20 protein-coding genes and 4 tRNA genes are annotated in these 21,851 nt (G+C 41.9%); 20 read left to right on the top strand and 4 right to left on the bottom strand.

Annotation, left to right across the window (positions count from 1 at the left end):
• The first annotated feature begins 103 nt into the window (after positions 1-103).
• The 8 genes from dinG (at position 104) to AADY36_RS10630 (ending at position 6,200) form a co-directional block, all read left to right on the top strand.
• On the top strand, positions 104-2,179 hold the full coding sequence (gene dinG / locus AADY36_RS10595) for an ATP-dependent DNA helicase DinG (RefSeq protein ID WP_342408962.1): 2,076 nt from the start codon (positions 104-106) through the stop codon (positions 2,177-2,179).
• A complete protein-coding gene (locus AADY36_RS10600) occupies positions 2,179-2,955 on the top strand; it encodes a TSUP family transporter (RefSeq protein ID WP_055021493.1) in 777 nt (258 codons plus the stop codon). Before dinG ends, AADY36_RS10600 begins: the two co-directional genes overlap by 1 nt.
• Positions 2,956-3,564, top strand: coding sequence for a primosomal replication protein (locus AADY36_RS10605; RefSeq protein ID WP_054563653.1), 609 nt, complete (start codon positions 2,956-2,958; stop codon positions 3,562-3,564).
• Positions 3,561-4,454, top strand: coding sequence for a histone deacetylase family protein (locus AADY36_RS10610; protein WP_342409274.1), 894 nt, complete (start codon positions 3,561-3,563; stop codon positions 4,452-4,454). The genes AADY36_RS10605 and AADY36_RS10610 overlap by 4 nt, the downstream gene beginning before the upstream one ends.
• Before the next feature lie 46 nt (positions 4,455-4,500).
• Positions 4,501-4,773 carry a late competence development ComFB family protein gene (locus AADY36_RS10615; protein WP_054563651.1) on the top strand — a complete coding sequence of 91 codons (273 nt, stop codon included), beginning with the start codon at positions 4,501-4,503 and terminating at the stop codon, positions 4,771-4,773.
• On the top strand, positions 4,770-4,928 hold the full coding sequence (locus tag AADY36_RS10620; protein WP_082401733.1) for a YbaM family protein: 159 nt from the start codon (positions 4,770-4,772) through the stop codon (positions 4,926-4,928). Before AADY36_RS10615 ends, AADY36_RS10620 begins: the two co-directional genes overlap by 4 nt.
• A 72-nt stretch (positions 4,929-5,000) precedes the next feature.
• Positions 5,001-5,888 carry a DMT family transporter gene (locus AADY36_RS10625; protein WP_342408963.1) on the top strand — a complete coding sequence of 296 codons (888 nt, stop codon included), beginning with the start codon at positions 5,001-5,003 and terminating at the stop codon, positions 5,886-5,888.
• 69 nt (positions 5,889-5,957) lie between these two features.
• Positions 5,958-6,200 (top strand): hypothetical protein, encoded by a 243-nt coding sequence (locus tag AADY36_RS10630; RefSeq protein WP_054563649.1) that lies wholly within the window; start codon positions 5,958-5,960, stop codon positions 6,198-6,200.
• A gap of 15 nt (positions 6,201-6,215) precedes the next feature.
• Here the strand turns inward: AADY36_RS10630 and AADY36_RS10635 are convergent, their stop codons facing one another.
• Genes AADY36_RS10635 through AADY36_RS10650 form a run of 4 tightly spaced genes read right to left on the bottom strand, consistent with a single transcriptional unit; the run spans position 6,216 to position 11,177 of the window.
• Entirely contained in the window at positions 6,216-6,872 is a 657-nt protein-coding gene (locus tag AADY36_RS10635) for a tRNA (adenine(22)-N(1))-methyltransferase (RefSeq protein WP_342408964.1), read from the bottom strand.
• Positions 6,872-7,801, bottom strand: coding sequence for a class I SAM-dependent methyltransferase (locus tag AADY36_RS10640; RefSeq protein WP_055021489.1), 930 nt, complete (start codon positions 7,799-7,801; stop codon positions 6,872-6,874). The genes AADY36_RS10635 and AADY36_RS10640 overlap by 1 nt, the downstream gene beginning before the upstream one ends.
• Positions 7,802-7,806: 5 nt before the next feature.
• Positions 7,807-9,801 (bottom strand): excinuclease ABC subunit UvrB, encoded by a 1,995-nt coding sequence (gene uvrB, locus AADY36_RS10645; protein WP_054563646.1) that lies wholly within the window; start codon positions 9,799-9,801, stop codon positions 7,807-7,809.
• Positions 9,798-11,177: an MATE family efflux transporter gene (locus AADY36_RS10650; RefSeq protein WP_054563645.1), complete on the bottom strand. Its 1,380-nt coding sequence runs from the start codon at positions 11,175-11,177 to the stop codon at positions 9,798-9,800. The genes uvrB and AADY36_RS10650 overlap by 4 nt, the downstream gene beginning before the upstream one ends.
• A 1,062-nt stretch (positions 11,178-12,239) precedes the next feature.
• Between AADY36_RS10650 and AADY36_RS10655 the strand changes: the two genes are divergently transcribed.
• The 12 genes from AADY36_RS10655 (at position 12,240) to nth (ending at position 21,806) form a co-directional block, all read left to right on the top strand.
• A tRNA-Asn gene (locus AADY36_RS10655) sits at positions 12,240-12,316 on the top strand.
• 21 nt (positions 12,317-12,337) lie between these two features.
• Positions 12,338-12,414 (top strand) — tRNA-Asn (locus AADY36_RS10660).
• A gap of 19 nt (positions 12,415-12,433) precedes the next feature.
• Positions 12,434-12,510 (top strand) — tRNA-Asn (locus AADY36_RS10665).
• Positions 12,511-12,539: 29 nt separating this feature from the next.
• Positions 12,540-12,616, top strand: a tRNA-Asn gene (locus AADY36_RS10670).
• A 181-nt stretch (positions 12,617-12,797) separates the two neighbouring features.
• Positions 12,798-14,741 (top strand): EAL domain-containing protein, encoded by a 1,944-nt coding sequence (locus AADY36_RS10675; protein WP_054563644.1) that lies wholly within the window; start codon positions 12,798-12,800, stop codon positions 14,739-14,741.
• A 175-nt stretch (positions 14,742-14,916) separates the two neighbouring features.
• A complete protein-coding gene (gene rsxA / locus AADY36_RS10680; RefSeq protein ID WP_054553689.1) occupies positions 14,917-15,498 on the top strand; it encodes an electron transport complex subunit RsxA in 582 nt (193 codons plus the stop codon).
• A gap of 1 nt (position 15,499) precedes the next feature.
• A complete protein-coding gene (gene rsxB / locus AADY36_RS10685; protein WP_054563643.1) occupies positions 15,500-16,054 on the top strand; it encodes an electron transport complex subunit RsxB in 555 nt (184 codons plus the stop codon).
• An 8-nt stretch (positions 16,055-16,062) separates the two neighbouring features.
• Positions 16,063-18,750 (top strand): electron transport complex subunit RsxC, encoded by a 2,688-nt coding sequence (gene rsxC, locus AADY36_RS10690; protein ID WP_342408965.1) that lies wholly within the window; start codon positions 16,063-16,065, stop codon positions 18,748-18,750.
• A complete protein-coding gene (rsxD, locus tag AADY36_RS10695; protein WP_055021482.1) occupies positions 18,747-19,802 on the top strand; it encodes an electron transport complex subunit RsxD in 1,056 nt (351 codons plus the stop codon). The genes rsxC and rsxD overlap by 4 nt, the downstream gene beginning before the upstream one ends.
• Positions 19,802-20,437 carry an electron transport complex subunit RsxG gene (gene rsxG, locus AADY36_RS10700; protein WP_055021481.1) on the top strand — a complete coding sequence of 212 codons (636 nt, stop codon included), beginning with the start codon at positions 19,802-19,804 and terminating at the stop codon, positions 20,435-20,437. The genes rsxD and rsxG overlap by 1 nt, the downstream gene beginning before the upstream one ends.
• On the top strand, positions 20,437-21,135 hold the full coding sequence (locus tag AADY36_RS10705) for an electron transport complex subunit E (protein WP_054553694.1): 699 nt from the start codon (positions 20,437-20,439) through the stop codon (positions 21,133-21,135). Before rsxG ends, AADY36_RS10705 begins: the two co-directional genes overlap by 1 nt.
• Before the next feature lie 38 nt (positions 21,136-21,173).
• The gene (gene nth, locus AADY36_RS10710) at positions 21,174-21,806 is read left to right on the top strand and encodes an endonuclease III (protein WP_054553695.1); all 633 of its coding nucleotides are present in this window, start codon (positions 21,174-21,176) and stop codon (positions 21,804-21,806) included.
• Positions 21,807-21,851 lie beyond the last annotated feature (45 nt).

The following is a 21,851-nucleotide window of genomic DNA, read 5'->3' on the forward strand; positions in this document are numbered from 1 at the left end:
CTAAGTTGATTAACTAATTAAAGTAACAAGTCGCTTGTAGTTGCCCAGTTAAATCTCTAAAATTCATTACTGTAATTATATACATACTTTAGGTTTTCTGGGCATGCTTTCTGACTCTTTAAAAAAAACAATTCGGCAAATTCATAAGCATGTTGCTGATAACCTCACCGATTACCGCCCTAGAAGCAGTCAAAACTACTTAGTTGCCGAGATAGCAAAAACCCTGGCTGGCGAGTATCACAAGAGCCAACGAATTTGTGTTATTGAAGCAGGCACCGGAACCGGTAAGTCACTGGCGTATTGTTTAGGGGTATTGCCTTTAGCGATGGCCAAGAAAAAGAAATTAGTGATTTCGACGGCAACCGTTGCCCTACAAGAGCAGTTAATTAGTAAGGAGCTGCCTTTTTTTAAAGAGCACTCTGGCCTAGACATCAAGTTTGATTTAGTGAAAGGTCGGCAGCGTTATATCTGTGCACAAAAACTCAGTGCTGCTGTAAATGGCGACAGTCAAACGCAAATGGAGTTTATGCCGACCCTGTCATCGCCGCTTTCTGATATGGAAACCAAATGCTTAAAGCAACTTTATGATGCTTATTCAAAAAAGCAATGGCAAGGCGACCGCGATAGCTGGGCTGATACCATCCCTGATAAAGTGTGGAATTTAATTGCCTGTGATAAGCATTCATGCCAACGACAAATGCGCGCTCATCAGCTCTGCCCTTTTCATATGGCACGTCAGCGTCTTATGCAAATGGATGTGCTAGTGATCAACCATTCTTTATTACTGGCTGATCTTGATTTGGGTGGCGGTAAAATTCTACCTGAGCCTGACGATACAATTTATGTAATCGATGAAGCGCACCATTTAGCGCACATCACCCGCGATTTTTCTTCTGCTGCAGCAACCATTAAAGGCACCATAGACTGGCTCGACAAGCTGGTTAAATTTGCTGGTAAAATGGCCAATGTGCTCGTAGGTCAAAAAGCAATTGGGCAAAATTTTAAGCTCAGTGACAGTATCAATGATGCTGGTAAAAACTTAAAAGTGGTGCGTGATATTCTTGATAACGCAGACTTTAACTATAACAGTGATGACACCTATCGTTTTGAGCACGGTGAAATCCCAGCATCTTTACATACCAAAGCAAAAGATATTAGCGATGCCACCCTTGATGCCCTAAGAGCACTCAACAAGATGCACGATACCCTAGTGCAAGACGTAAGTGATGGCGATATAAAACCTTATGTGGCCGATCCAATCTTGGCTGAAAGTGGTCAGTACATTAATCGCTTAGAGTTATTAAACAAGCTGTGGTTTAGCTACGCCACAAAAGGCGAAGGTATTCCACATGCCAGGTGGATAAAACGCTTGGAATATAAGAACCATCACGACCATTTACTCAGTGATTGCCCTATTGAAGTTGGCTATTACCTAAAAGATAAATTATGGAATCAATGTGCGGGTGCCGTACTTTGTTCAGCCACCTTAACTGCATTGGGTTCATTTGATCACTTTGCCTATGAATGCGGTCTTGCCAAAGAAGAAGGCGTAAAATACATAAAAGTCCCTTCTCCGTTTGATTACCCAGAACAAGCGACGCTACATATCCCTGCCAGCCATATTGAGCCGACCGATAAAGCGTTTAGCGACCACTTGGCTGAGCAATTACCTAAGTTCCTTGATGATAAAAAAGCAAATTTAGTGTTATTTGCCTCTTATTGGCAGATGGATCATGTTGTTAAAGCGCTTCGTAGCAAAGGAATTGAGGTCTTAGTGCAAGGTGAAATGTCTCGTGAAGCGCTGCTTAAAAAGCATAAAGCCAATGTAGATTTAGGCCGTGCTAGCTATTTATTTGGTACTCAAAGTTTATCTGAGGGTCTTGATTTACCAGGTAAATACTTAGAAAACCTGGTAATTACAAAAATTCCATTTGCGGTGCCTACCTCACCAATAGAAGAAGCGCAGGCTGAGTTTGTGCAAAGTAAAGGTGGCAACCCGTTTCTTTCGATAACCGTACCTGATGCGGCAAAGAAATTAGTACAAAGCTGTGGTAGACTGCTGCGCAAAGAAAATGATCAGGGTCGCATTACTATCCTTGATCGCCGTTTAGTGACCAAGCGATATGGCAAAGCCATGCTCGATACCTTGCCACCTTTTAAAAGACAAATTGATTATTAATGTTTGAATTAGCTTTAGACCCAGCAACCTGGGCACTATTATGCGCAGTCGCACTGGCAGCGGGCTTTATTGATGCAATTGCAGGCGGTGGCGGGATGTTAACTGTGCCAGCGCTATTAACTGCAGGCTTACCGCCCCATCTCACCTTAGGTACCAATAAACTTGCAGCGAGTTTTGGCTCATTGACGGCCAGCGTGACTTATTTTCGTAAAAAGTTGTTCAACCCACGGTTTTGGGCTGCATCTATTTTAGCGACAGCTATTGGGGCACTCGTAGGCACTTTAGTGGTTGATTACTTAAGTATTGAATTTTTAAATAAATTACTACCGGTGGTGATTATTTTAGTCGCTTGTTACAGCTTATTTGGCAGTTTGAGTACAACTGAACATAACGAGTTACCAAAGCTTGATAGCAAAACTAAAATTAAACAATGGCTACAAGGATTAGGGCTTGGTTTTTTTGATGGTTTAGCAGGCCCCGGCACTGGCACATTTTGGACAGCCTCAAATAGCCTATTATATAAAATGAGTTTGTTGCTTAACTGTGGCCTTGCCCGCTCAATGAACTTTGTTTCAAACTTTATTTCTTTGATCACATTCGTGGCTCTTGGCCATGTGAACTTTTTACTTGGTATTACAATGGGCTTTTTCTTGATGCTTGGAGCATGGTTAGGAGCACATTCAGCAATAAAGTTTGGTAGTAAAATGATCCGCCCAGTGTTTAACACTGTGGTTATAGTGTTAGCATTAAAGTTAATCTATGAGGCTTATTTATAAATGCAATCGACTGCTTTTGATAAACTACGTTCACAAATTGAAAGGCTCAAACAATTAGCCACACAATTTGATAAGGGTAATTTATTTGCTAAAAATCGCTATATGCAAGCCCAACCAAGTTTGTTTGATAAAGCCGTGTTTAGCACAAAAAGTATGAAGCTAGCGGACTACGTAAGCGAAATCGAAGATGAGCTTAACAGCTTGCCGCCTGCTGAGCATCGCCATGCTTACCAATATGCACTTGAGCGCATTACCCTTCAGGTAGAGGCGGTATTTAATGTGATCAAATCAACCCCGGTATGGGCTAAAGAAAATAAGTACAGTTTTAAGCCAAAAGCTAAACCACAGGTTTATAAACAAGCAGTTAAAAAAATCATGCAGTCATCCCATGAACTTTATGACGAACTAAAGCAAAACCATGAGTTTGAACGCCGCTTAGTATTGATGATCGAAGAGCGAAAACTAAAACTTGAAGCTGCAAATACACAGCAAGCAGCCGAAATTAACAAAGAAATACTCGCATTACACGCAAGACTTGGCCGTTGTCGTAAGGCAATTTCTGCCACTGAAGACAAAATTCAACAGGTCGAGAAACAGCAGCTGAGATAATGTTTTACTACCATCCAAGTTATTCAGCGTTAGCTTTACCTGAGCGTCACCGCTTTCCAATTGATAAATATCGCTTGTTAAAACAGCTTGTCAGCAACTTCATTGATGAACAGTATTTCATTACCCCACAACAAGCCACTAAAGCGCAGCTTACTCTGTGCCATAACCCCGACTATGTCGACGCTTTTTTAACTGGCAGTCTTGATAGCAAAGCCATTAAAAAAATGGGCTTTCCTTGGTCCACTGAATTGGTTGAACGAACACTTTACTCTGTTGGGGCGAGTATTCAAGGCGCTGAGTTTGCTTTGCAACGCGGTGCGGCTTTTAATCTAAGTGGTGGTTATCACCATGCTTTTACGGGCTATGGTAGTGGCTTTTGTATTTTTAATGACTTAGCGATAGCTGCTGCACACTTGATTGATACTGAGCAAGCCGACTCCGTATTAATCTTTGACTGTGACGTTCACCAAGGCGACGGTACAGCTGAAGTTACGCAACTACATCCTCAAATAATTAGCTGCTCAATTCATTGTCAGCAAAACTTCCCCCGCATTAAGCAGCAATCAAACTACGATTTTGCTTTAGAGCATGGCACTTCAGATACTGAATACCTAGAGACAGTCAAACAAGCTTTAGCTCTGACCATTAGACTCCACCAGCCAGATATCATTTTGTATAACGCCGGCGCAGACATCGCAACAGATGACGAATTAGGACACTTTCAAGTGAGTTTAGAAGGCGTGTATCAACGTGATCATTTTGTATTAAGCCAAGCGAAGGAAGCTGATATCCCAGTGTTTGCAGCTATGGGCGGTGGCTATCAACGCAATTTAAGCCGTTTGGTTGATGTACATGGCCAGCTTTTTAGGGCAGCTGTCGATTTATTTTAAAGCTTGGTATACACTAAAAGTGACTGTTTAATTAGGCTTATTTTGTATGAAAATGCATGACGACATTCACAACTACTATGAAAAATTAGTTGTCGAAGACATCACTAAGCGCAACTTAGAATCAACCTATAGTGATGATATTATGGCAGATTTATGCTGCACCGTATTAAACCAACTGCCTGCCCGCTACATCCGCTACGATGTCGATATGGAATTTTATTTACCACAAACAGAGCGCATTAAAATGGAGCAACAAGTGCAAACTGCTATCGATGTTGCCATTAGCCAAGTTGCTAAGAAAAAGGAACTAAAAGTATGAGCAGTGAGTTAGAAAGCGCACCTAACTATATAAAAATTGCTGTTGATCTCATTATGCTCTTAGAGCAAAACGACGTTCCCGCAGAAGATGTATTAGCGGCTTTAGAGATCGTAAAATCTGATTTTGAAAAAAAACTCCCACAATCAACTGATTAATAGTCCGAAAATGGCGAGTATTGGGGCATAAATTTGGTATGCTCAGGTTTTATAATTTAAGAATGTAAAACCATGTCATTGCCAAGTTTATTACGCTTATTCATCCTTGCTGCTATTTGGGGCGCTTCCTTCTTATTTATGCGCATGGCAGCGAATAGCTTAGGCCCTGCAGTATTAATTGAGTTAAGAGTCGGCTTTGCAGCAATAACACTGTTTATTTTTGCGCTGTACTTACGCAAGAAACTTGCGTTCGCGACCCACAAAAAGCATTTTTTCATTCTTGGCGCGCTTAATTCCGCCATTCCTTTTTTATTGTTTGCCTATGCAGCACAAACAATTAATGCATCTACCTTATCCATATTAAACTCAACAACGCCAATTTGGGGTGCCATCGTGGGTATTATTTGGAGTAAAACAAAACCCACTAAAAGTATGTTGCTTGGCTTACTGTTGGGTTTAACGGGCGTGGCCATTTTGGTAGGTCAAAATAGCCTGACTATCGACAGCCAAGCTATCACGGCAATTGTTGCGGCACTGTGTGCTTCACTCAGCTACGCCATCGCATCCCATTACACTAAACATGCACCTAAGTTATCTGCTTTTGATAATGCCCATGGCAGTATGTGGACGGCAAGTATCATGGTGCTGCCGCTTATTTTTGTTATTCCTGCCAGAGAAATGCCAAGTAACGAGGTTATGCTTGGTGTGGTGGCACTCGGGGTGCTATGTACTGCAGTGGCATATATCTTGTTCTTTCGCTTGATTGATGACATTGGCCCAACCTCTGCGTTGACTGTTACTTTTTTGATTCCACTTTTTGGCATAGTGTGGGGAAATTTAATTTTAGATGAGCAAATTGGTCCCAATACCTTGGTTGGCGCACTCTGTGTTATCGCAGGTACCATGCTCGTTACAGGCTTTATTCGCATCAAGCCGTTTCTAAAACGAAACACCTTGTAACAGAATGCAAATTGCATTTTTAAATACAATCTATATTCTGTTAGATACTAAAAAAGGAAGGAGAAGTGTATGTCAGGTACTACCATGGTGGTGTTAATCGTGCTGATATCAGTTGGCTCTGGGGTAATTTATGATATGTATAAAAAACACCTTGAGTTTAAATCACGAACTTTAAAAAATTCAAAAGAAGCCAACGAACATGTAGCCGAAGTAACAAAAGAGCTGCAAGAGCTAAGAGAGCGAGTACAAACTCTCGAAGCCATTGTTACTGACTCTAGCTACAGCGTAAAACAAGAGATTAATAAACTTTAATTAAGTTAACTCTAATTAAGATAATAATGCACTGTATTGTTCAAGCACAGGCTGATAATAATCGGCGTCTTGATTTAACATACGTTGGTAATGAGCACATAACTGCTTTAAATACGTTTGGTGCTCTTTACTTGTTAGCTGCCACATTGAGTGCCCTACTCGCGTGATCTGTTGCGAGGATGGCGCACTCATGGCAATAACTTCATAAAATCGTTTGTTTTCACACACTAACTGCTCAGAGACGAGCCCCAATGGCAGTGTTTGTAAATAGCTACGAACTTGATAACTGTGATGCACTGGGCAAACAATAAAGTCGATGTGCGTATTTGGCTGTTGGCTTACAATCTTCGCTAAGAACTGCACTAACAACTCACCACCCACTCCAGCAATAATAACAAGATGGCGTTTTTTAGGATCTGGTGAAATCATTGCTACATCTTGGCAATGTACCTGCCAACGGCCGCGTTGCTCTCTTTTAGCAAAACGTTCGAGTTTATCACCTAGTGCCTGCATTAACTCAGGCACAATATCAACAAAATGTATAAGCGGTGCTTTATCTTGCTGTAGCAGCTCAATGCCTAACAAACCGTGATCACAGCAACAATCCCAGATTTCGTCATAACCTGAACCTACCACATCAATGATGGCTGATAGTCGTTTACTCAGTGCCATTAGTTTGCTGTTTTATAAACTAACGCTTTTAAGCTGCGATCACTGTCTACTTCAATAAAACCATCGGTAGGAGCTAATCGCTCAACAAAACTAATTGCTCCTTGTGTATGATCGCTAATGAGATCTTTAAACGCCTGCTCTGAAAGCTCAGGGCTATTGGCACACAGTAATAATTGGGTGTTTTCATTTAACAGCTCAGGTAAACGACGCAAGATTTTTTGATAATCCTTGGTCAATATAAAGCTGCCCTTTTGAAAGCTCGGTGGATCAACAATGATTAATTCATACGGCGCTGATTTTTTTAGTTTACCGAATGATTTTAAAATATCGTGCGGAAAATAACTAACCCCTTGAGCAAAACCATTTAACTGATGGTTTTGTTTACCAGTTCGCAGCACCCCTTTATTCATATCCATATTAATAACTTGGTCAGCACCGCCTTGCATTGCTGCAACAGAGAAGCCACACGTGTATGAAAATAGGTTGAGCACTTTTGCATTTTTACTATTGGCTTGAACAAACTCTCGGCCACGGCGCATATCAGGGAAAATCCCAGTATTTTGGCGACTCAATAAATCGACTTTAAACTTAATACCATTTTCACTGACATGGTGCTCTTGGGGTAATTCACCAAACATCAGGGCATTACGAGTGTTAATGCCGCTACGTTGTTGGTAAACCAATGCACTTACAAGCTCTGGCGCATTCTGTTGCGCCCATTGCCACAGGGTATCAGTTAATTGCGCAAGCACTTGTTCATCTATTTCTTGATATGAAACTAAAAAGAGTGCTGGCGGATAAAAGTCTAAGTTTATGTGGCTCAGCTCAGCGACTGAGTGACCACGGCCATGGAATACACGACATAATTCATTAGCAGCAAGTGGAGCCTCTGCTAAGGCATTTAAAATGGCAGAAAAATCGTTTGTCATCATCTTTAGTTAATTAACTGTTGTTGTAATTCGTGAATTTCATCACGCACAGACGCCGCTTTTTCAAACTCAAGATCGCTAGCATAAGCATGCATTTTCGCTTCAAGGGTTTTGATTTGGCTAGCAATATCTTTCGCGCTGAGCACTTGTTTAGACTCTTTACGCACCAACTTAAGGTTATCTTTCGGACTTGCCTCTTCACCCACATCCATAATATCGGTGATACTTTTAACCAGTGCTTGCGGCTCTATACCATGCTCAAGGTTATAAGCTTGTTGTTTTTCACGGCGACGGTCTGTTTCATCAATGGCTTGTCGCATCGAGTTAGTTATGCGGTCGCCATAAAGAATCGCTTTACCATTTAAGTGACGCGCAGCACGACCAATGGTTTGAATAAGTGAGCGAGTCGAACGTAAGAAGCCTTCTTTATCAGCATCAAGTATCGCAACAAGTGAAACCTCTGGCATGTCGAGACCTTCTCGCAATAAGTTAATGCCCACTAACACATCAAACACACCGGCACGTAAATCACGGATAATTTCGACTCGTTCAACGGTGTCGATGTCTGAGTGCAAGTAGCGAACTTTTACATCATGGTCGTTGAGATAGTCGGTTAAATCTTCTGCCATACGCTTAGTTAAAGTAGTGACAAGTACTCGCTCGTTCACTTCAACTCGTTTATAGATTTCTGAGAGTAAGTCATCAACCTGGGTGCCCACAGGGCGCACTTCAATTTCAGGGTCTATAAGCCCGGTTGGACGAATGACCTGCTCAGCAACCTCCCCTGATGAGCGCTCAAGCTCAAAGTCACCAGGTGTTGCCGACACATAAATAGTTTGCGGCGCAATGGCTTCAAATTCTTCAAAACGTAATGGGCGGTTATCTAATGCCGATGGTAAGCGAAAGCCATACTCAACAAGATTTTCTTTACGGCTTCTATCGCCTTTATACATAGCACCAATTTGCGACACAGTAACGTGTGATTCATCAATAATCATCAATGCATCATCAGGTAAGTAATCTAATAATGTCGGCGGTGGATCGCCCGGTGTTCTACCTGATAAGTATCGCGAGTAGTTTTCGATGCCTGAGCAATAACCAAGCTCGGTCATCATTTCAATATCGTACTGGGTGCGCTGAGCAATACGCTGCTCTTCCACAAGTTTGTTGGCACTAAGTAGCTGAGCTCGGCGGTCTTTAAGCTCACCTTTAATTTTATCAATGGCATCAAGAATTTTTTCACGGGGTGTTACATAGTGGGTTTTCGGGTAAATAGTTGCGCGCACAATGTGCTTTTCAACGGCCCCTGTTAGCGGGTCAAAAATACTTAAGCGCTCAATTTCATCGTCAAACATCTCCACACGCACAGCGTAAGTATCCGATTCAGCTGGAAATATATCGACCACTTCACCACGTACACGGTAAGTACCGCGGCTAAATTCAATATCGTTTCTTGTATATTGCAGCTCAGCCAGACGGCGCAGCATATCGCGCTGATCGACGGTTTCACCCACTTTCAGTAAAAGCATCATCTTCATATATGAGTCTGGGTCGCCCAAACCATAAATAGCAGACACCGAAGCCACAATAATGGTATCGCGTCGTTCAAGCAGCGCTTTGGTAGCACTCAAACGCATTTGTTCAATGTGCTCATTGATAGACGCATCTTTTTCAATAAAGGTATCGCTGGCAACAACGTAGGCTTCTGGCTGGTAATAATCGTAATAAGATACAAAATACTCAACCGCATTATGGGGAAAAAACTCTTTCATTTCGCCATAAAGCTGTGCCGCGAGCGTTTTGTTGTGTGCCATGATGATAGTTGGACGATTCAAATCATTAATAATATTGGCCATGGTAAAGGTTTTACCCGTTCCCGTAGCCCCTAATAATGTTTGATGCGCAAGCCCAGCCTCTAGGCCATCTTTTAACTGTGCTATTGCCGTTGGTTGGTCACCACTTGGCTGAAACTTAGAAACTAGTTGGAAATGGTCGCTCATGAATGACACTCCTTCATATATGACTCACTTAACCCATCAACTTCTTTGATAAACCATTTATAGGCAACCGTTGCAGTAAATAAGTTACCAATCGCCGCACCAATAAATAAACCGGTTAAGCCTGCAATTTCGCTGCCTATATAAGCAAAAGGTACATAAAAAACAAACAGGCGTACTACACTTAAAATCAGTGCATTCATTGGTTTATGCAGAGCATTAAATGAAGAGTTAGATAAAATAATCACCCCTTGCAGGCCATAACTCAATGGCAAGATATAAATGAATAACTTAATCACATCCATTACCGCTTGCTCTTTACCAAATACATCAGCGATAAAGCCAGAGGTTAACAGCAGTAAAATATAAATAGCGAACTGCCAAATCATCACGAATTTCAAGGTTTTTGTGTAGGCTTCTTTAACACGCTCAAACTTACCTGCCCCAAAGTTTTGACTCACAAATGGCGGCAAGGTCATCGACAAAGCAAGCACCACAAGGCTTGCAATAGATTCAATGCGACTGCCTACACCAAACGCCGCAACTGCTTCAGGACCATGTTTAGCCACTAATGCTGTCATGACCGCCATGGCAATAGGTGTCAGCATATTTGCGCCAGCCGCAGGTAAACCAATTTTAAGAATTTTACGAATCGAGCTAAGCGGCGTTTGTACACCAGCATGCAAACTCAATAGACCATTTTTTACCGCAAGGATGTATAAAATGATAACGACAGCAACTGACCATGCAATAACACTAGCAATAGCTGCGCCTTGAATACCTAATGCCGGAACGGGTCCAAAGCCAAAAATAAGTATAGGGTCTAAGATGGCATTAATCAGCCCTGCTCCACCCATAACAATACTCGGTGTTTTGGTATCGCCACTGGCTCTAAGCACAGAGTTGCCAACCATAGGGGTAATTAGAAATACGCTGCCTAAGAACCACACACTCATATACTCATGAATAAGCGGTAAGACTAATTCGCCAGCACCCAATAACTTAAAGATCGGATCTATTAATAAATAACCTACTACAGATAAGCTAAACACCATCACCACCGATACCAACAACGACATGCTGGCATCAAAACGTGCTTCATCTAACTTATCACTACCAAGTGCTTTAGCGATAACCGCAGAGGTACCTATCCCTAAACCAATTGCAAGGCTAATAACAGTAAAAGTAACAGGAAAGGTAAAACTAACAGCGGCGAGAGGCTCTGTACCTAACAAACTAATGAAGAAGGTATCAACCAAATTAAACATCATTAGGGTGATCATGCCAAAGATCATTGGGATGGTCATTTTTTTCAAGGTTGGCAGAATGGGTGAGTTTAAAAGATCAGGTTTAGTTTTGCTCTGCGGTTTCACGCTCATGGGAATACTTTGCCTCTTTTTCTGAACCTGTAAGTTTAAAGCATCCTTCTCTTGCAAGCTATGCTTTATTAACAGAATCAAAATTCATACACAAAACTATTACTTTTGACGCTTTGACATAAAAATAACCACTAACCCTCATAAAAAACAATATAAAAACAAGTTTAATAGCTTTGTTACAATTAAAAGGCAGTATTCGCTGTTTTTTTACACAATAAATAGCGCCATTTCATCGTCACGAATAAATTTACTCATCAATTCAGCAAGGCTTCAGATAAAAACACTAACACATTGATTTAAAATGAATTAAAAAAAGTTAATTAAATACTTGAAATTGCTGTAGCCCTCGAAAATCCTAGCACTATAGCTGTTCTTAAAGTTTAATAAACAGAGTTATCCACAGAAACCGTGGATAACTCGCTAGAAGCCGCAAATATAAAGGCTTTTAAGGCTAGCCTGAAACGCATAATACTATAAATAGCAAAGCATCTTGTTTTAACGGTTTTATAAGTTTAGTGAAAAGAAGGCGTAAAAAATGTTCTACAGCTACGTGAACTTAAGTATGACAATTAAAATACAAGGAAAGATTACAAGCTAAATATCTGATAAAAAGAACTAAAATTACTTTGTGTATAATTGAAGCCAACTAATTTTAGAATTTTCTAGCAAAAATCGGGGAAGCCTACCTTTACCTCATTAAGGAAATACACGAAAAAATATCAGGAGTGGGAACTGCCACGAAAAGAATTAGATCTATTTTTTGCCATCCGAAAAAAACATTACATAAATAGTGATTTCCTCGATTTGGTAAAGAATGACTTAGCAAAGAAACCTTTTTTATATTTTTAAAAAATGACTCAGCTCAAAAAGCATGCAAAAAAGTGATGCATTCGACATAGATCCTCCGCTGCTAAGCAAAAAATGTTGAGCTTTTCAGCTACATTTTGCTCAGATCGAACATAAAAACATCGAATAAGCTTCTTTTTTGAATTTATGAAGTTTTTATGTTGACACTTTGCAATGCTGTCATTAATATTTCGCCCCGTTGAAAGGCATGACGCTTCCCCCTTAGCTCAGTTGGTTAGAGCGACGGACTGTTAATCCGCAGGTCCCCCGTTCGAGTCGGGGAGGGGGAGCCAAGTTTTTCAATCATAAACGATTCCCCCTTAGCTCAGTTGGTTAGAGCGACGGACTGTTAATCCGCAGGTCCCCCGTTCGAGTCGGGGAGGGGGAGCCAAGTTTATGAATATGATTGTTCCCCCTTAGCTCAGTTGGTTAGAGCGACGGACTGTTAATCCGCAGGTCCCCCGTTCGAGTCGGGGAGGGGGAGCCAAATCATAGCACCACACTACTCTATTTAGTTCCCCCTTAGCTCAGTTGGTTAGAGCGACGGACTGTTAATCCGCAGGTCCCCCGTTCGAGTCGGGGAGGGGGAGCCAACTCCGCGAATCTATTAAAATTTTATCTACTATTATTCGTCGATTGTATTAGACTTTAAAGCACTTATAATCTAACCTAATTTAAGTTTATTCTATATTATGCTTTAGAATACAACGACTATACTTAAAGCAATCAATCAAGGAATTGATTCCTTCCTTTAGGCTTTTAAAAGATAAGAACATGGCTGGCTTTAAAAAACTTATTTTTATACAACTTATATCTTGGTTGCTGTTTGCATTATTAGGTGGTTACTTTATTGCGCTTAGCTTTGATAGCGCAGTCAGTGATGCACAGCAAAAAGCACAGCGTGTAGTAAACGCATATATAAATACACAAACCATTGAGCAACTTGCACCAGAGAAAATACAAAAAGCATTTGCCGATGGTAGCACTTTTTCTAAACTTGTGATCCGTGATCAATCAGGTCAAGTGGTTAGCATGGTAGAATCTAGCCAATCCCTACCCTTGTTTGCTGAAATAGTTAATAACAGTTTTAATTCCATTCGCCCTCAGTTCGCCGTTAATCAAACATCTGACATTAAAGTAGAGTTTACGATTAATGCACACAACCTGGCTAGCCTATTACAACAGTCTTTATTTATTGTAGTTTTGATTTCAGGCCTTATTGCCCTACTTCCTATTATTTATATGAAGAGCATGTTCCGCCGCCTAAATCGTAAAATTAGTACGACCATTTCAGATATCGTTGATATTTATATCAACCAAAATCAGGTTAACGGTGACCTCGAGCAAGCGATGGATACCACCCGCTTAAAGAAGTTAAGCAAAGATTTAATTCCATCGTTCAATCGCCTATCGCATTTCTTACAGACCAAGCATGATGACATTCAAAATAATGCGCTAAATATTAAAAAAGAAGCGTATAAAGATGTAGTTACAAACCTTGGCAATCGAAATATGTTTGTTGAGTACTACGAAAAGAATATTGAGAACGTAGAAAAGAGCACGTTTGGTTCGCTTGCTATGGTTCGTTGTAGCGAATTGCAAACCATCAACCAAACCCGTGGTTACCAAAAAGGTGATGAATACGTAAAAGGTGTGGCTGATATTATTAAACATATTAGCGGCACCTATACAGGCAGTCAGGTTTTTCGTTTAAACAGCTCTGACTTTGCAGTGGTATTACCTAATACCCCTCTTAAAGAAGCTGAACGCTTTGGCGATAACTTACAATCGCGTTTTACTCAGTATCAGCAAAACCAAGAATTAAGCTCAGTTGCTAACACAGGTATTGTTGGCTACGAAAAAGGTAAGCCGCTTGGTGAGTTATTATCGATTGTTGATAATGCAATGAGCATGGCGCAATCAAAACAAGCGAATGCATGGCATGTGCAGCGCGAAACAGACTTAGTTAATAACGCCAGCGCAGGTTTTGGTAACCAAAACTGGCGTAAAGTTATTAGCGAAGTGATTGAGTCGAAACGTGTTCACTTGGTTATGCAGAACATTATGCCAATAGGTAAAAGTGTTAAAGCCTATGCAGAGATTCAAGTTCGTTTTAAAACCGCAGAAAATCAAATGCTGCCAACAGCCTCTTTCCTTGCTATGGCAGAAAAGCTAGAAATGGCAATGGAAATTGACCGCTTAATTATCGATACCACTTTAGAAAAAGTTAAAACCCGTAATTTCTCTGAAAAATTCTTTGGTATTAATGTTACTGCATCAAGCGCTCACAATGATCAGTTTGTGATCTGGTTAGAACGCCGCTTACTGAAAGACAGTAACATTGCATCAAAACTTATTTTTGAAGTCAGTGAGTTTGGATTACAACAAAACATTAAAGCAAGTAAACGCTTTATCGATATGGTACATCGTGTGGGCGCACGTATTACTGTAGAACGCTTTGGTGTGGGGTTAACCTCATTTAAATTCTTTAGAGACTTAAAACCTGACTTTATCAAAATGGATGCAAGCTATACTCGCGGCCTCGAAGAAGATAAAAACAATCAATACTTTATGCGCTTAATGGTAGATCTTGCTCACCGTATTGGTGTGAGTGTATTTGCTGAAGGCGTAGAAAGCCAAGAAGAAAAACATATCATCGAAACGCTGTGCTTAGATGGTGTGCAAGGCTATTACATCGAAAAGCCAAAAGATATCTAACCCCTCTTTAAGGCCCAAAAAACCTTACTATTTTTGGGCCTATTTCATCTATTAACTTTGCTTTAACACTTTAATCGTAAACAGCTTTGTTAATTTTAGCTATTCGTCCCTCATGTGTTGTGTCAGCCCCCATAAAAAAGGATAATAGAGCCGTTTTTATTCTCGTGAGGCACGCATGACAGAATATGTCTTGTTATTGATTGGCACTGTGCTAGTCAACAACTTCGTTTTAGTTCAATTCTTAGGTTTATGCCCGTTTATGGGTGTATCGGGTAAGTTAGATACCGCGATTGGTATGTCTTTAGCCACAACCTTTGTACTTACACTTGCCTCCGTGACCAGTTATCTGGTGAATCATTATATTTTGATCCCGCTGGATATCGAATTTTTGCGTACCATGAGTTTTATTTTGGTTATCGCTGTTGTCGTGCAATTTACCGAAATGGTGGTGAGAAAAACCAGCCCGACACTCTATCGCTTATTAGGGATTTTCTTACCACTTATCACCACTAACTGTGCTGTATTAGGTGTTGCCCTACTTAATATCAAAGAAGACCATTCATTCTTACAATCGGCTGTGTACGGCTTTGGTGCCGCAGTGGGCTTCTCTATGGTGTTAATACTGTTTGCCGCATTACGTGAGCGTTTAGCTGCGGCTGATGTCCCTGCTCCTTTTAAAGGTGCTTCAATTGCGATGATCACCGCAGGCCTTATGTCGATGGCCTTTATGGGTTTTACAGGATTAGTGAAGTTTTAATATGACCTTGTTTTATGCTTTGATAGCGTTAGGTTCATTAGCGCTAATATTTGGATTAATTTTAGGTTTTGCCGCCGTTCGTTTTCGCGTTGAGAGCAACCCTATTGTTGACCAAATTGATACCATTTTACCGCAAACACAGTGTGGCCAATGTGGCTACCCTGGCTGTCGTCCCTATGCAGAAGCAATTGCCAATGGTGACGAAATCAATAAGTGCCCACCAGGCGGCGAAGCCACGGTAAAAAAACTCGCTGATTTAATGGGTGTTGAAGCAAAACCGCTGGCTGGCGGTGAGCAAGCAGATCCAGTTAAAACCGTTGCCTATATTCGTGAAGATGAATGTATTGGCTGCACCAAATGTATTCAAGCCTGCCCTGTTGATGCCATCGTTGGCGCAACCCGCCAAATGCACACTGTATTAATTGATGAATGTACCGGTTGTGACTTATGTGTTGAACCATGCCCTGTAGACTGTATTGATATGCTGCCTGTAAAAGAAACCAAACAAACCTGGAAATGGCAATTAAACGCAATCCCTGTGACTCAGGTAGATTAGGAGCACAGATGGAAAAATTAATAGATCAAATTAAACAAGGCAAAGTGTGGTCTATACCTGGAGGCGTTCACCCACCAGGTCAAAAGCTGCAATCAACAACACAAGCCATTGCAAGACTGCCACTACCAGACAAGCTCGTTGTATCACTAAAGCAACATATTGGTGCTAACGGCAAACTTATTGTTGAAAAAGGCCAGCAGGTTCTAAAAGGTCAAGCATTAACTAAGCCAAGCGGCAATTGGTCAGTGCCTGTGCACGCGCCAACATCAGGGTTGATCAGCGATATTTGCCCAATGCCTTCTGCTCATCCTTCAGCACTGCCTGAGCTTAGCGTAATTATTGAACCTGATGGTGAAGATAACTGGTGCGAGCTTAACCCTGTGCCTGATGCTAAAGCACTTTCCCATGATGAGCTTGTCGATATTATTCATCAAAGTGGTATTGCAGGTATGGGCGGTGCTGGCTTCCCAACTTATGTAAAAGCAGATACCCGTAAAGCCATTGAGTTTTTAATTGTTAATGCTGTTGAGTGTGAGCCTTATATCACAGCTGATGACATGCTAATGCGCGAACATGCCGATGGCATAATTGCCGGTATTGAATTAATGCAGCAGCTGTTAAGTCCACAGCTGACAATTATTGGTATTGAAGATAATAAGCCCGATGCTATTGCTGCCATGAAACTCGCAGCACAACATAACGACAGCATCATAGTGCAAACAGTACCAACGGTTTACCCTTCTGGCGGTGAAAAACAGCTAATTAAATTGCTAACAGGCAAAGAGGTCCCTAGTGGCAGTATTCCTGCCGATATTGGTATGTTGGTGCAAAATGTCGGTACTTTGTTTGCGGTAAATCAAGCCGTACATGAAGGTAAACCTCTTATAGAGCGTGTAGTAACGGTAACCGGTAACACCATCCATAAACAAGGTAATGTGTGGGCTTTACTAGGCACTGAAATTAAACATTTATTAGACTGCCAAGGCTTTTCTCCGGTTCCACAGCAACGTGTAGTTATGGGCGGTCCAATGATGGGCTTTACCTTACCAACCGTGCGTATTGGTGTGGTTAAAACGACGAACTGTATTTTAGCGCCAGATCACCAAGAGCTTGCTGAGCCGGGTGATGAAAAAGCCTGTATTCGTTGTAGTGCCTGTGCTGACGCCTGCCCTGCTTCATTGTTACCTCAGCAATTACAATGGTTTGCTAAGTCTAAAGAATACGACAAACTCAACGAGCACAATTTATTCGATTGTATTGAATGTGGCGCCTGTGCTTATGTTTGCCCAAGCGAAATACCCTTGGTGCAGTACTATCGTGTTGCTAAAGCTGAAATCAAAGAGCAGCAAGCAGAGCAAATCAAAGCAGAGCGAGCAAAAGAGCGTTTTGAAGCACGTAAAGAGCGCTTAGAGCGCGAACAAGAAGAGCGTCAAAACCGCCATAAACGTAAGCCGGCCGCTAAGTCAGATGGCGAAAAACAAAAAGTGGCCGATGCACTCGCGCGTGTTAAATCTAAATCTGATGATAAAGACAGTAAGTCAGCTGTCGCTGCAGCTATTGCCCGTGCGAAAGCGAAAAAGCAAGGTGCTGAGCTTGAGCCTGATAACTCTGAAGTAGCTAAAGAGCGTGCAGCGCGTAAAGAACAAGCACGTAAATACAAAGAGCAAAAAGCACTAGAGCAAGGTGAAGAAGGCGTCGATAAAGACGATAAAAAGTCTGCTGTTGCTGCCGCTATTGCCCGCGCTAAAGCGAAAAAAGCCGCACAAGCTACAGAAGAAAACGCTTCTGCTGAAACTGACGCTGCGCCAAAAGATGACCAAAAAGCTGCTGTTGCAGCTGCTATCGCTCGCGCTAAAGCGAAAAAAGCAGCGCAAGCTGCTGAAAATCAAACTGAAGCTGAAGAAGATAGCGCACCAGTAGATGACAAAAAAGCTGCTGTTGCTGCTGCAATCGCTCGTGCTAAAGCGAAAAAAGCAGCGCAAGCTGCTGAGAATCAAACTGAAGCTGAAGAAGATAGCGCGCCTGTTGATGACAAAAAAGCTGCTGTTGCCGCTGCTATCGCCCGTGCTAAAGCGAAAAAATCAGCACAAGCTGCTGAGAATCAAACTGAAGCTGAAGAAAATAGCGCGCCAGTTGATGACAAAAAAGCTGCTGTTGCAGCTGCTATCGCCCGTGCTAAAGCCAAAAAAGCAGCTAAAGAGCAAGCGCAGAGTGACGACTCTTCACAGCAAACTAATGATTCAAGTGCTGAGGCAGATGCCCAGCCACAAGCTAACGCTCCTGAATCTAACGAAGATAAGAAAAAAGCCGCCGTTGCTGCCGCTATCGCTCGCGCCAAAGCGAAAAAAGCCGCTAAAGAGCAAGCACAGAGTGACGATTCTTCAGAGCAAATAAATGATTCAAATGATGAGGCTGATGCCAAGCCACAGGCTGACGCACCTGAATCTAACGAAGATAAGAAAAAAGCCGCTGTTGCTGCCGCTATCGCTCGCGCCAAAGCGAAAAAGGCCGCTAAAGAGCAAGCGCAGAGTGACGAATCATCAGAACAACTTGATGATTCTAGCGATACGGATGATTTAAAACCGCAGGTTGATGAACCTGAGTCTAGCGAAGATAAGAAAAAAGCAGCGGTCGCTCGTGCCATTGCAAGAGCTAAAGCGAAAAAGTTACAACAAGAAGGAAACGATAAGTCATGAAACTAACCATGGCGAGTTCGCCGCATAATCATAGCCATAAATCATTAAGCCGATTAATGATGACAGTGATTGCTGCGTGTATTCCAGGCTTAATCGCGCAAGTTTTCTTTTTTGGTAGCGCTGTTTTAATTCAGCTTGTTCTCGCGCTAATTACAGTTAGCGCCTGTGAAGCCGCTGTATTGATGCTTCGTAAACGCAAAGTTTGGCCAACACTCAGTGATGGTAGTGCGTGGTTAACAGGCGTATTACTGGCGTTGAGTATTCCGCCTTTAGCGCCTTGGTGGATTATCGTAATTGGCTGTTTGTTTGCAATTGTTATTGTAAAGCAGCTTTATGGCGGCCTTGGCTTTAATTTATTTAACCCTGCTATGGCAGCTTATGTATTACTACTTGTATCGTTTCCGGTGCAAATGACAAGCTGGTTACCTGTTAATGATTTAATTGCATCTCCGATAAGCTTCTCACAGCAACTGTCTGTTATTTTCAATGGCTTTACCAGCGCTGGATTTAGTGTCGATCAGTTACGTGTAGCGATTGATGGCACAACCATGGCAACGCCGCTTGATACCGTTAAAACAGATGTCGCCCATCACCTAACGGTGGCTGAGAGCATGAGTAAGCCTCTTTTTAATGACTGGTTTGGCCTTGGTTGGGGCTGGGTTAACCTCGGCTTTTTAATCGGGGGGCTTTATTTATTAAAAGCTAAAATCATTAATTGGCATATCCCTGTTAGCTTTTTAGCCTCATTGGCCGTGTGCAGTGGTATTGGTTATATTGCAGCTCCTGGCACAGAGCCAGGCGTGGTATTTCATTTATTCAGTGGTGCAACCATGTTAGGGGCATTCTTTATTGCTACCGATCCAGTTTCTGCATCAACAACGAATAGAGGCCGTTTAATTTACGGTGCGTTAATTGGTCTACTTGTTTACTTAATTCGTACTTTCGGTGGTTATCCTGATGCTGTGGCATTTAGTGTATTGCTGTTAAATATGGCGGTACCTTTAATTGATTACTACACGAAACCACGTACTTACGGCCATGGGGTGAAATAATGATCCTTTCCTCAATGACTAAAAACGGCGCTATTCTTACAGCATTTGCGCTCATTACCACAGGCACTGTGGCCCTGACTCATAGCCTGACTGCTGAGCGTATTGAAGACCAAGAAAAGCAACAACTTGCAGAGCAACTTCAACAAGTACTTGATGCCCATCATTATGACAATCAACTATACAAAGATTGTGTCGTGATCACCGATGAGCGCTTAGGTCCACGCCCAGAGCAAGTTATTTATCGTGCTTACAAAGACAATAAGCCTTACGCTTTAGTGATGCGTCATGTAACACCAAGTGGTTATAGTGGCGATATCAACTTATTAACTGCGGTTTTTGCCAATGGTGAAATAGCGGGTGTTCGTGTCACTAAGCACGAAGAAACACCAGGCCTTGGCGATAAAGTTGAGGTCAAAAAATCAGACTGGATCACCCTTTTCAAAGGCCAAAATGTACTGGGTGAAGATGATAGCCGCTGGGCTGTTAAAAAAGATGGTGGCCAATTTGATCAGTTTACTGGCGCAACCATTACACCGCGTGCCGTTGTCGGCTCAGTAAAACAAGCTGTGCTGTTTGCCCAAGCTGAATTTGATAACTTGTTTGCTGCGCCAAACATCTGTCAAGGAGCCAAGTAATGAGCCAAGTTAAAACTTTATTTAAAGATGGCATGTGGGCCAATAACCCTGCCCTTGTGCAGTTATTAGGCTTGTGCCCACTACTTGCCGTTACCTCTACGATTACCAATGCATTAGGCCTAGGTTTAGCAACTTTATTGGTTCTGGTTGGTTCTAACGTCACCGTATCGATTGTGCGTAACTGGGTACCTAAAGATATTCGTATTCCTGTTTTTGTGATGATCATCGCAGGCTTTGTAACCATCGTGCAGCTAATGATGAATGCCTATACATTTGGGCTTTATCAATCACTGGGGATTTTTATTCCACTGATTGTTACCAACTGTGCCATTATCGGTCGCGCAGAAGCATTCGCTTCTAAAAATACCGTGCCACTTTCAGCCTTTGACGGCCTGATGATGGGACTTGGCTTTATGTTAGTTTTAGTGGTGCTAGGGGCAATGCGAGAGCTTATTGGTCAAGGTACGCTATTTGATGGCGCCGATTTATTATTAGGCCCATGGGCTGCTGCACTTCGAATTGAAGTATTTAGTTTTGATAACCAATTTTTATTGGCAATTTTACCACCGGGTGCCTTTTTAGGGCTTGGTTTATTGATTGCTGCAAAAAATGTCATTGATACACAAATAAAATCTAAGCAAGTTGTTACTCCAGAAGCAGAAAAAGGCCCTAGAGCCCGAGTGACAAGTTTAACTTAAAGGAGAGCACGCACCGTCACTGCGTGCTTTACGCCACCATGAATAAAGAAAAGCGCTATGAGATCTTATCTCGTTTACGTGAGCAAAACCCGCACCCAGAAACAGAGCTTGAATACTCAAGCCCGTTTGAATTATTAGTTGCGGTTACCTTATCAGCACAAGCTACAGATGTGGGTGTTAATAAAGCAACCCGTAAGCTATTCCCTGTTGCTAACACGCCTCAAGCGATTCTTGATTTAGGCCTTGAAGGCCTTCGCGATTACATCAAGACCATTGGTTTGTTTAATTCTAAAGCCAATAATGTCTATAAAATGTGTGAGATTCTGGTCAATAAACATAACTCAGAAGTACCAGAGAATCGTGAAGCGCTCGAAGCATTACCGGGGGTTGGCAGAAAGACCGCGAATGTTGTTTTAAACTGTGCCTTTGGCTGGCCGACAATTGCAGTTGATACGCATATTTTCCGCGTATCTAACCGCACTAAGTTTGCTATGGGTAAAGATGTAGTTGCTGTAGAACAAAAATTAGAAAAAGTGGTACCTAAAGAGTTTAAAGTCGATGTACACCACTGGTTAATCCTGCATGGCCGCTATGTGTGCACGGCTCGTAAACCTAAATGCGGCAGCTGTATTATCGAAGATTTGTGTGAGTTTAAGGAAAAGACTGAGTAGTTAAAGTCTATTCTAAAGCTAACAATTTTAAGGTGAAGTTGCTCA

Origin of the sequence: Pseudoalteromonas sp. D15MCD-2 (genome assembly GCF_038562745.1) — a bacterium.
Classification (GTDB): domain Bacteria; phylum Pseudomonadota; class Gammaproteobacteria; order Enterobacterales; family Alteromonadaceae; genus Pseudoalteromonas.

Bases quoted from the DNA above. Each gene is read 5' to 3' on its own strand.
- AADY36_RS10630 (WP_054563649.1), top strand. From the start codon at position 5,958: ATGTCAGGTACTACCATGGTGGTGTTAATCGTGCTGATATCAGTTGGC.
- dinG (WP_342408962.1), top strand. From the start codon at position 104: ATGCTTTCTGACTCTTTAAAAAAAACAATTCGGCAAATTCATAAGCAT.
- AADY36_RS10620 (WP_082401733.1), top strand. From the start codon at position 4,770: ATGAGCAGTGAGTTAGAAAGCGCACCTAACTATATAAAAATTGCTGTT.
- rsxA (WP_054553689.1), top strand. From the start codon at position 14,917: ATGACAGAATATGTCTTGTTATTGATTGGCACTGTGCTAGTCAACAAC.
- uvrB (WP_054563646.1), bottom strand. From the start codon at position 9,801: ATGAGCGACCATTTCCAACTAGTTTCTAAGTTTCAGCCAAGTGGTGAC.
- rsxB (WP_054563643.1), top strand. From the start codon at position 15,500: ATGACCTTGTTTTATGCTTTGATAGCGTTAGGTTCATTAGCGCTAATA.
- AADY36_RS10640 (WP_055021489.1), bottom strand. From the start codon at position 7,801: ATGACAAACGATTTTTCTGCCATTTTAAATGCCTTAGCAGAGGCTCCA.
- AADY36_RS10615 (WP_054563651.1), top strand. From the start codon at position 4,501: ATGAAAATGCATGACGACATTCACAACTACTATGAAAAATTAGTTGTC.
- rsxC (WP_342408965.1), top strand. From the start codon at position 16,063: ATGGAAAAATTAATAGATCAAATTAAACAAGGCAAAGTGTGGTCTATA.
- AADY36_RS10635 (WP_342408964.1), bottom strand. From the start codon at position 6,872: ATGGCACTGAGTAAACGACTATCAGCCATCATTGATGTGGTAGGTTCA.
- AADY36_RS10605 (WP_054563653.1), top strand. From the start codon at position 2,956: ATGCAATCGACTGCTTTTGATAAACTACGTTCACAAATTGAAAGGCTC.
- rsxD (WP_055021482.1), top strand. From the start codon at position 18,747: ATGAAACTAACCATGGCGAGTTCGCCGCATAATCATAGCCATAAATCA.
- AADY36_RS10600 (WP_055021493.1), top strand. From the start codon at position 2,179: ATGTTTGAATTAGCTTTAGACCCAGCAACCTGGGCACTATTATGCGCA.
- rsxG (WP_055021481.1), top strand. From the start codon at position 19,802: ATGATCCTTTCCTCAATGACTAAAAACGGCGCTATTCTTACAGCATTT.
- AADY36_RS10650 (WP_054563645.1), bottom strand. From the start codon at position 11,177: ATGAGCGTGAAACCGCAGAGCAAAACTAAACCTGATCTTTTAAACTCA.
- AADY36_RS10705 (WP_054553694.1), top strand. From the start codon at position 20,437: ATGAGCCAAGTTAAAACTTTATTTAAAGATGGCATGTGGGCCAATAAC.
- AADY36_RS10625 (WP_342408963.1), top strand. From the start codon at position 5,001: ATGTCATTGCCAAGTTTATTACGCTTATTCATCCTTGCTGCTATTTGG.
- nth (WP_054553695.1), top strand. From the start codon at position 21,174: ATGAATAAAGAAAAGCGCTATGAGATCTTATCTCGTTTACGTGAGCAA.
- AADY36_RS10675 (WP_054563644.1), top strand. From the start codon at position 12,798: ATGGCTGGCTTTAAAAAACTTATTTTTATACAACTTATATCTTGGTTG.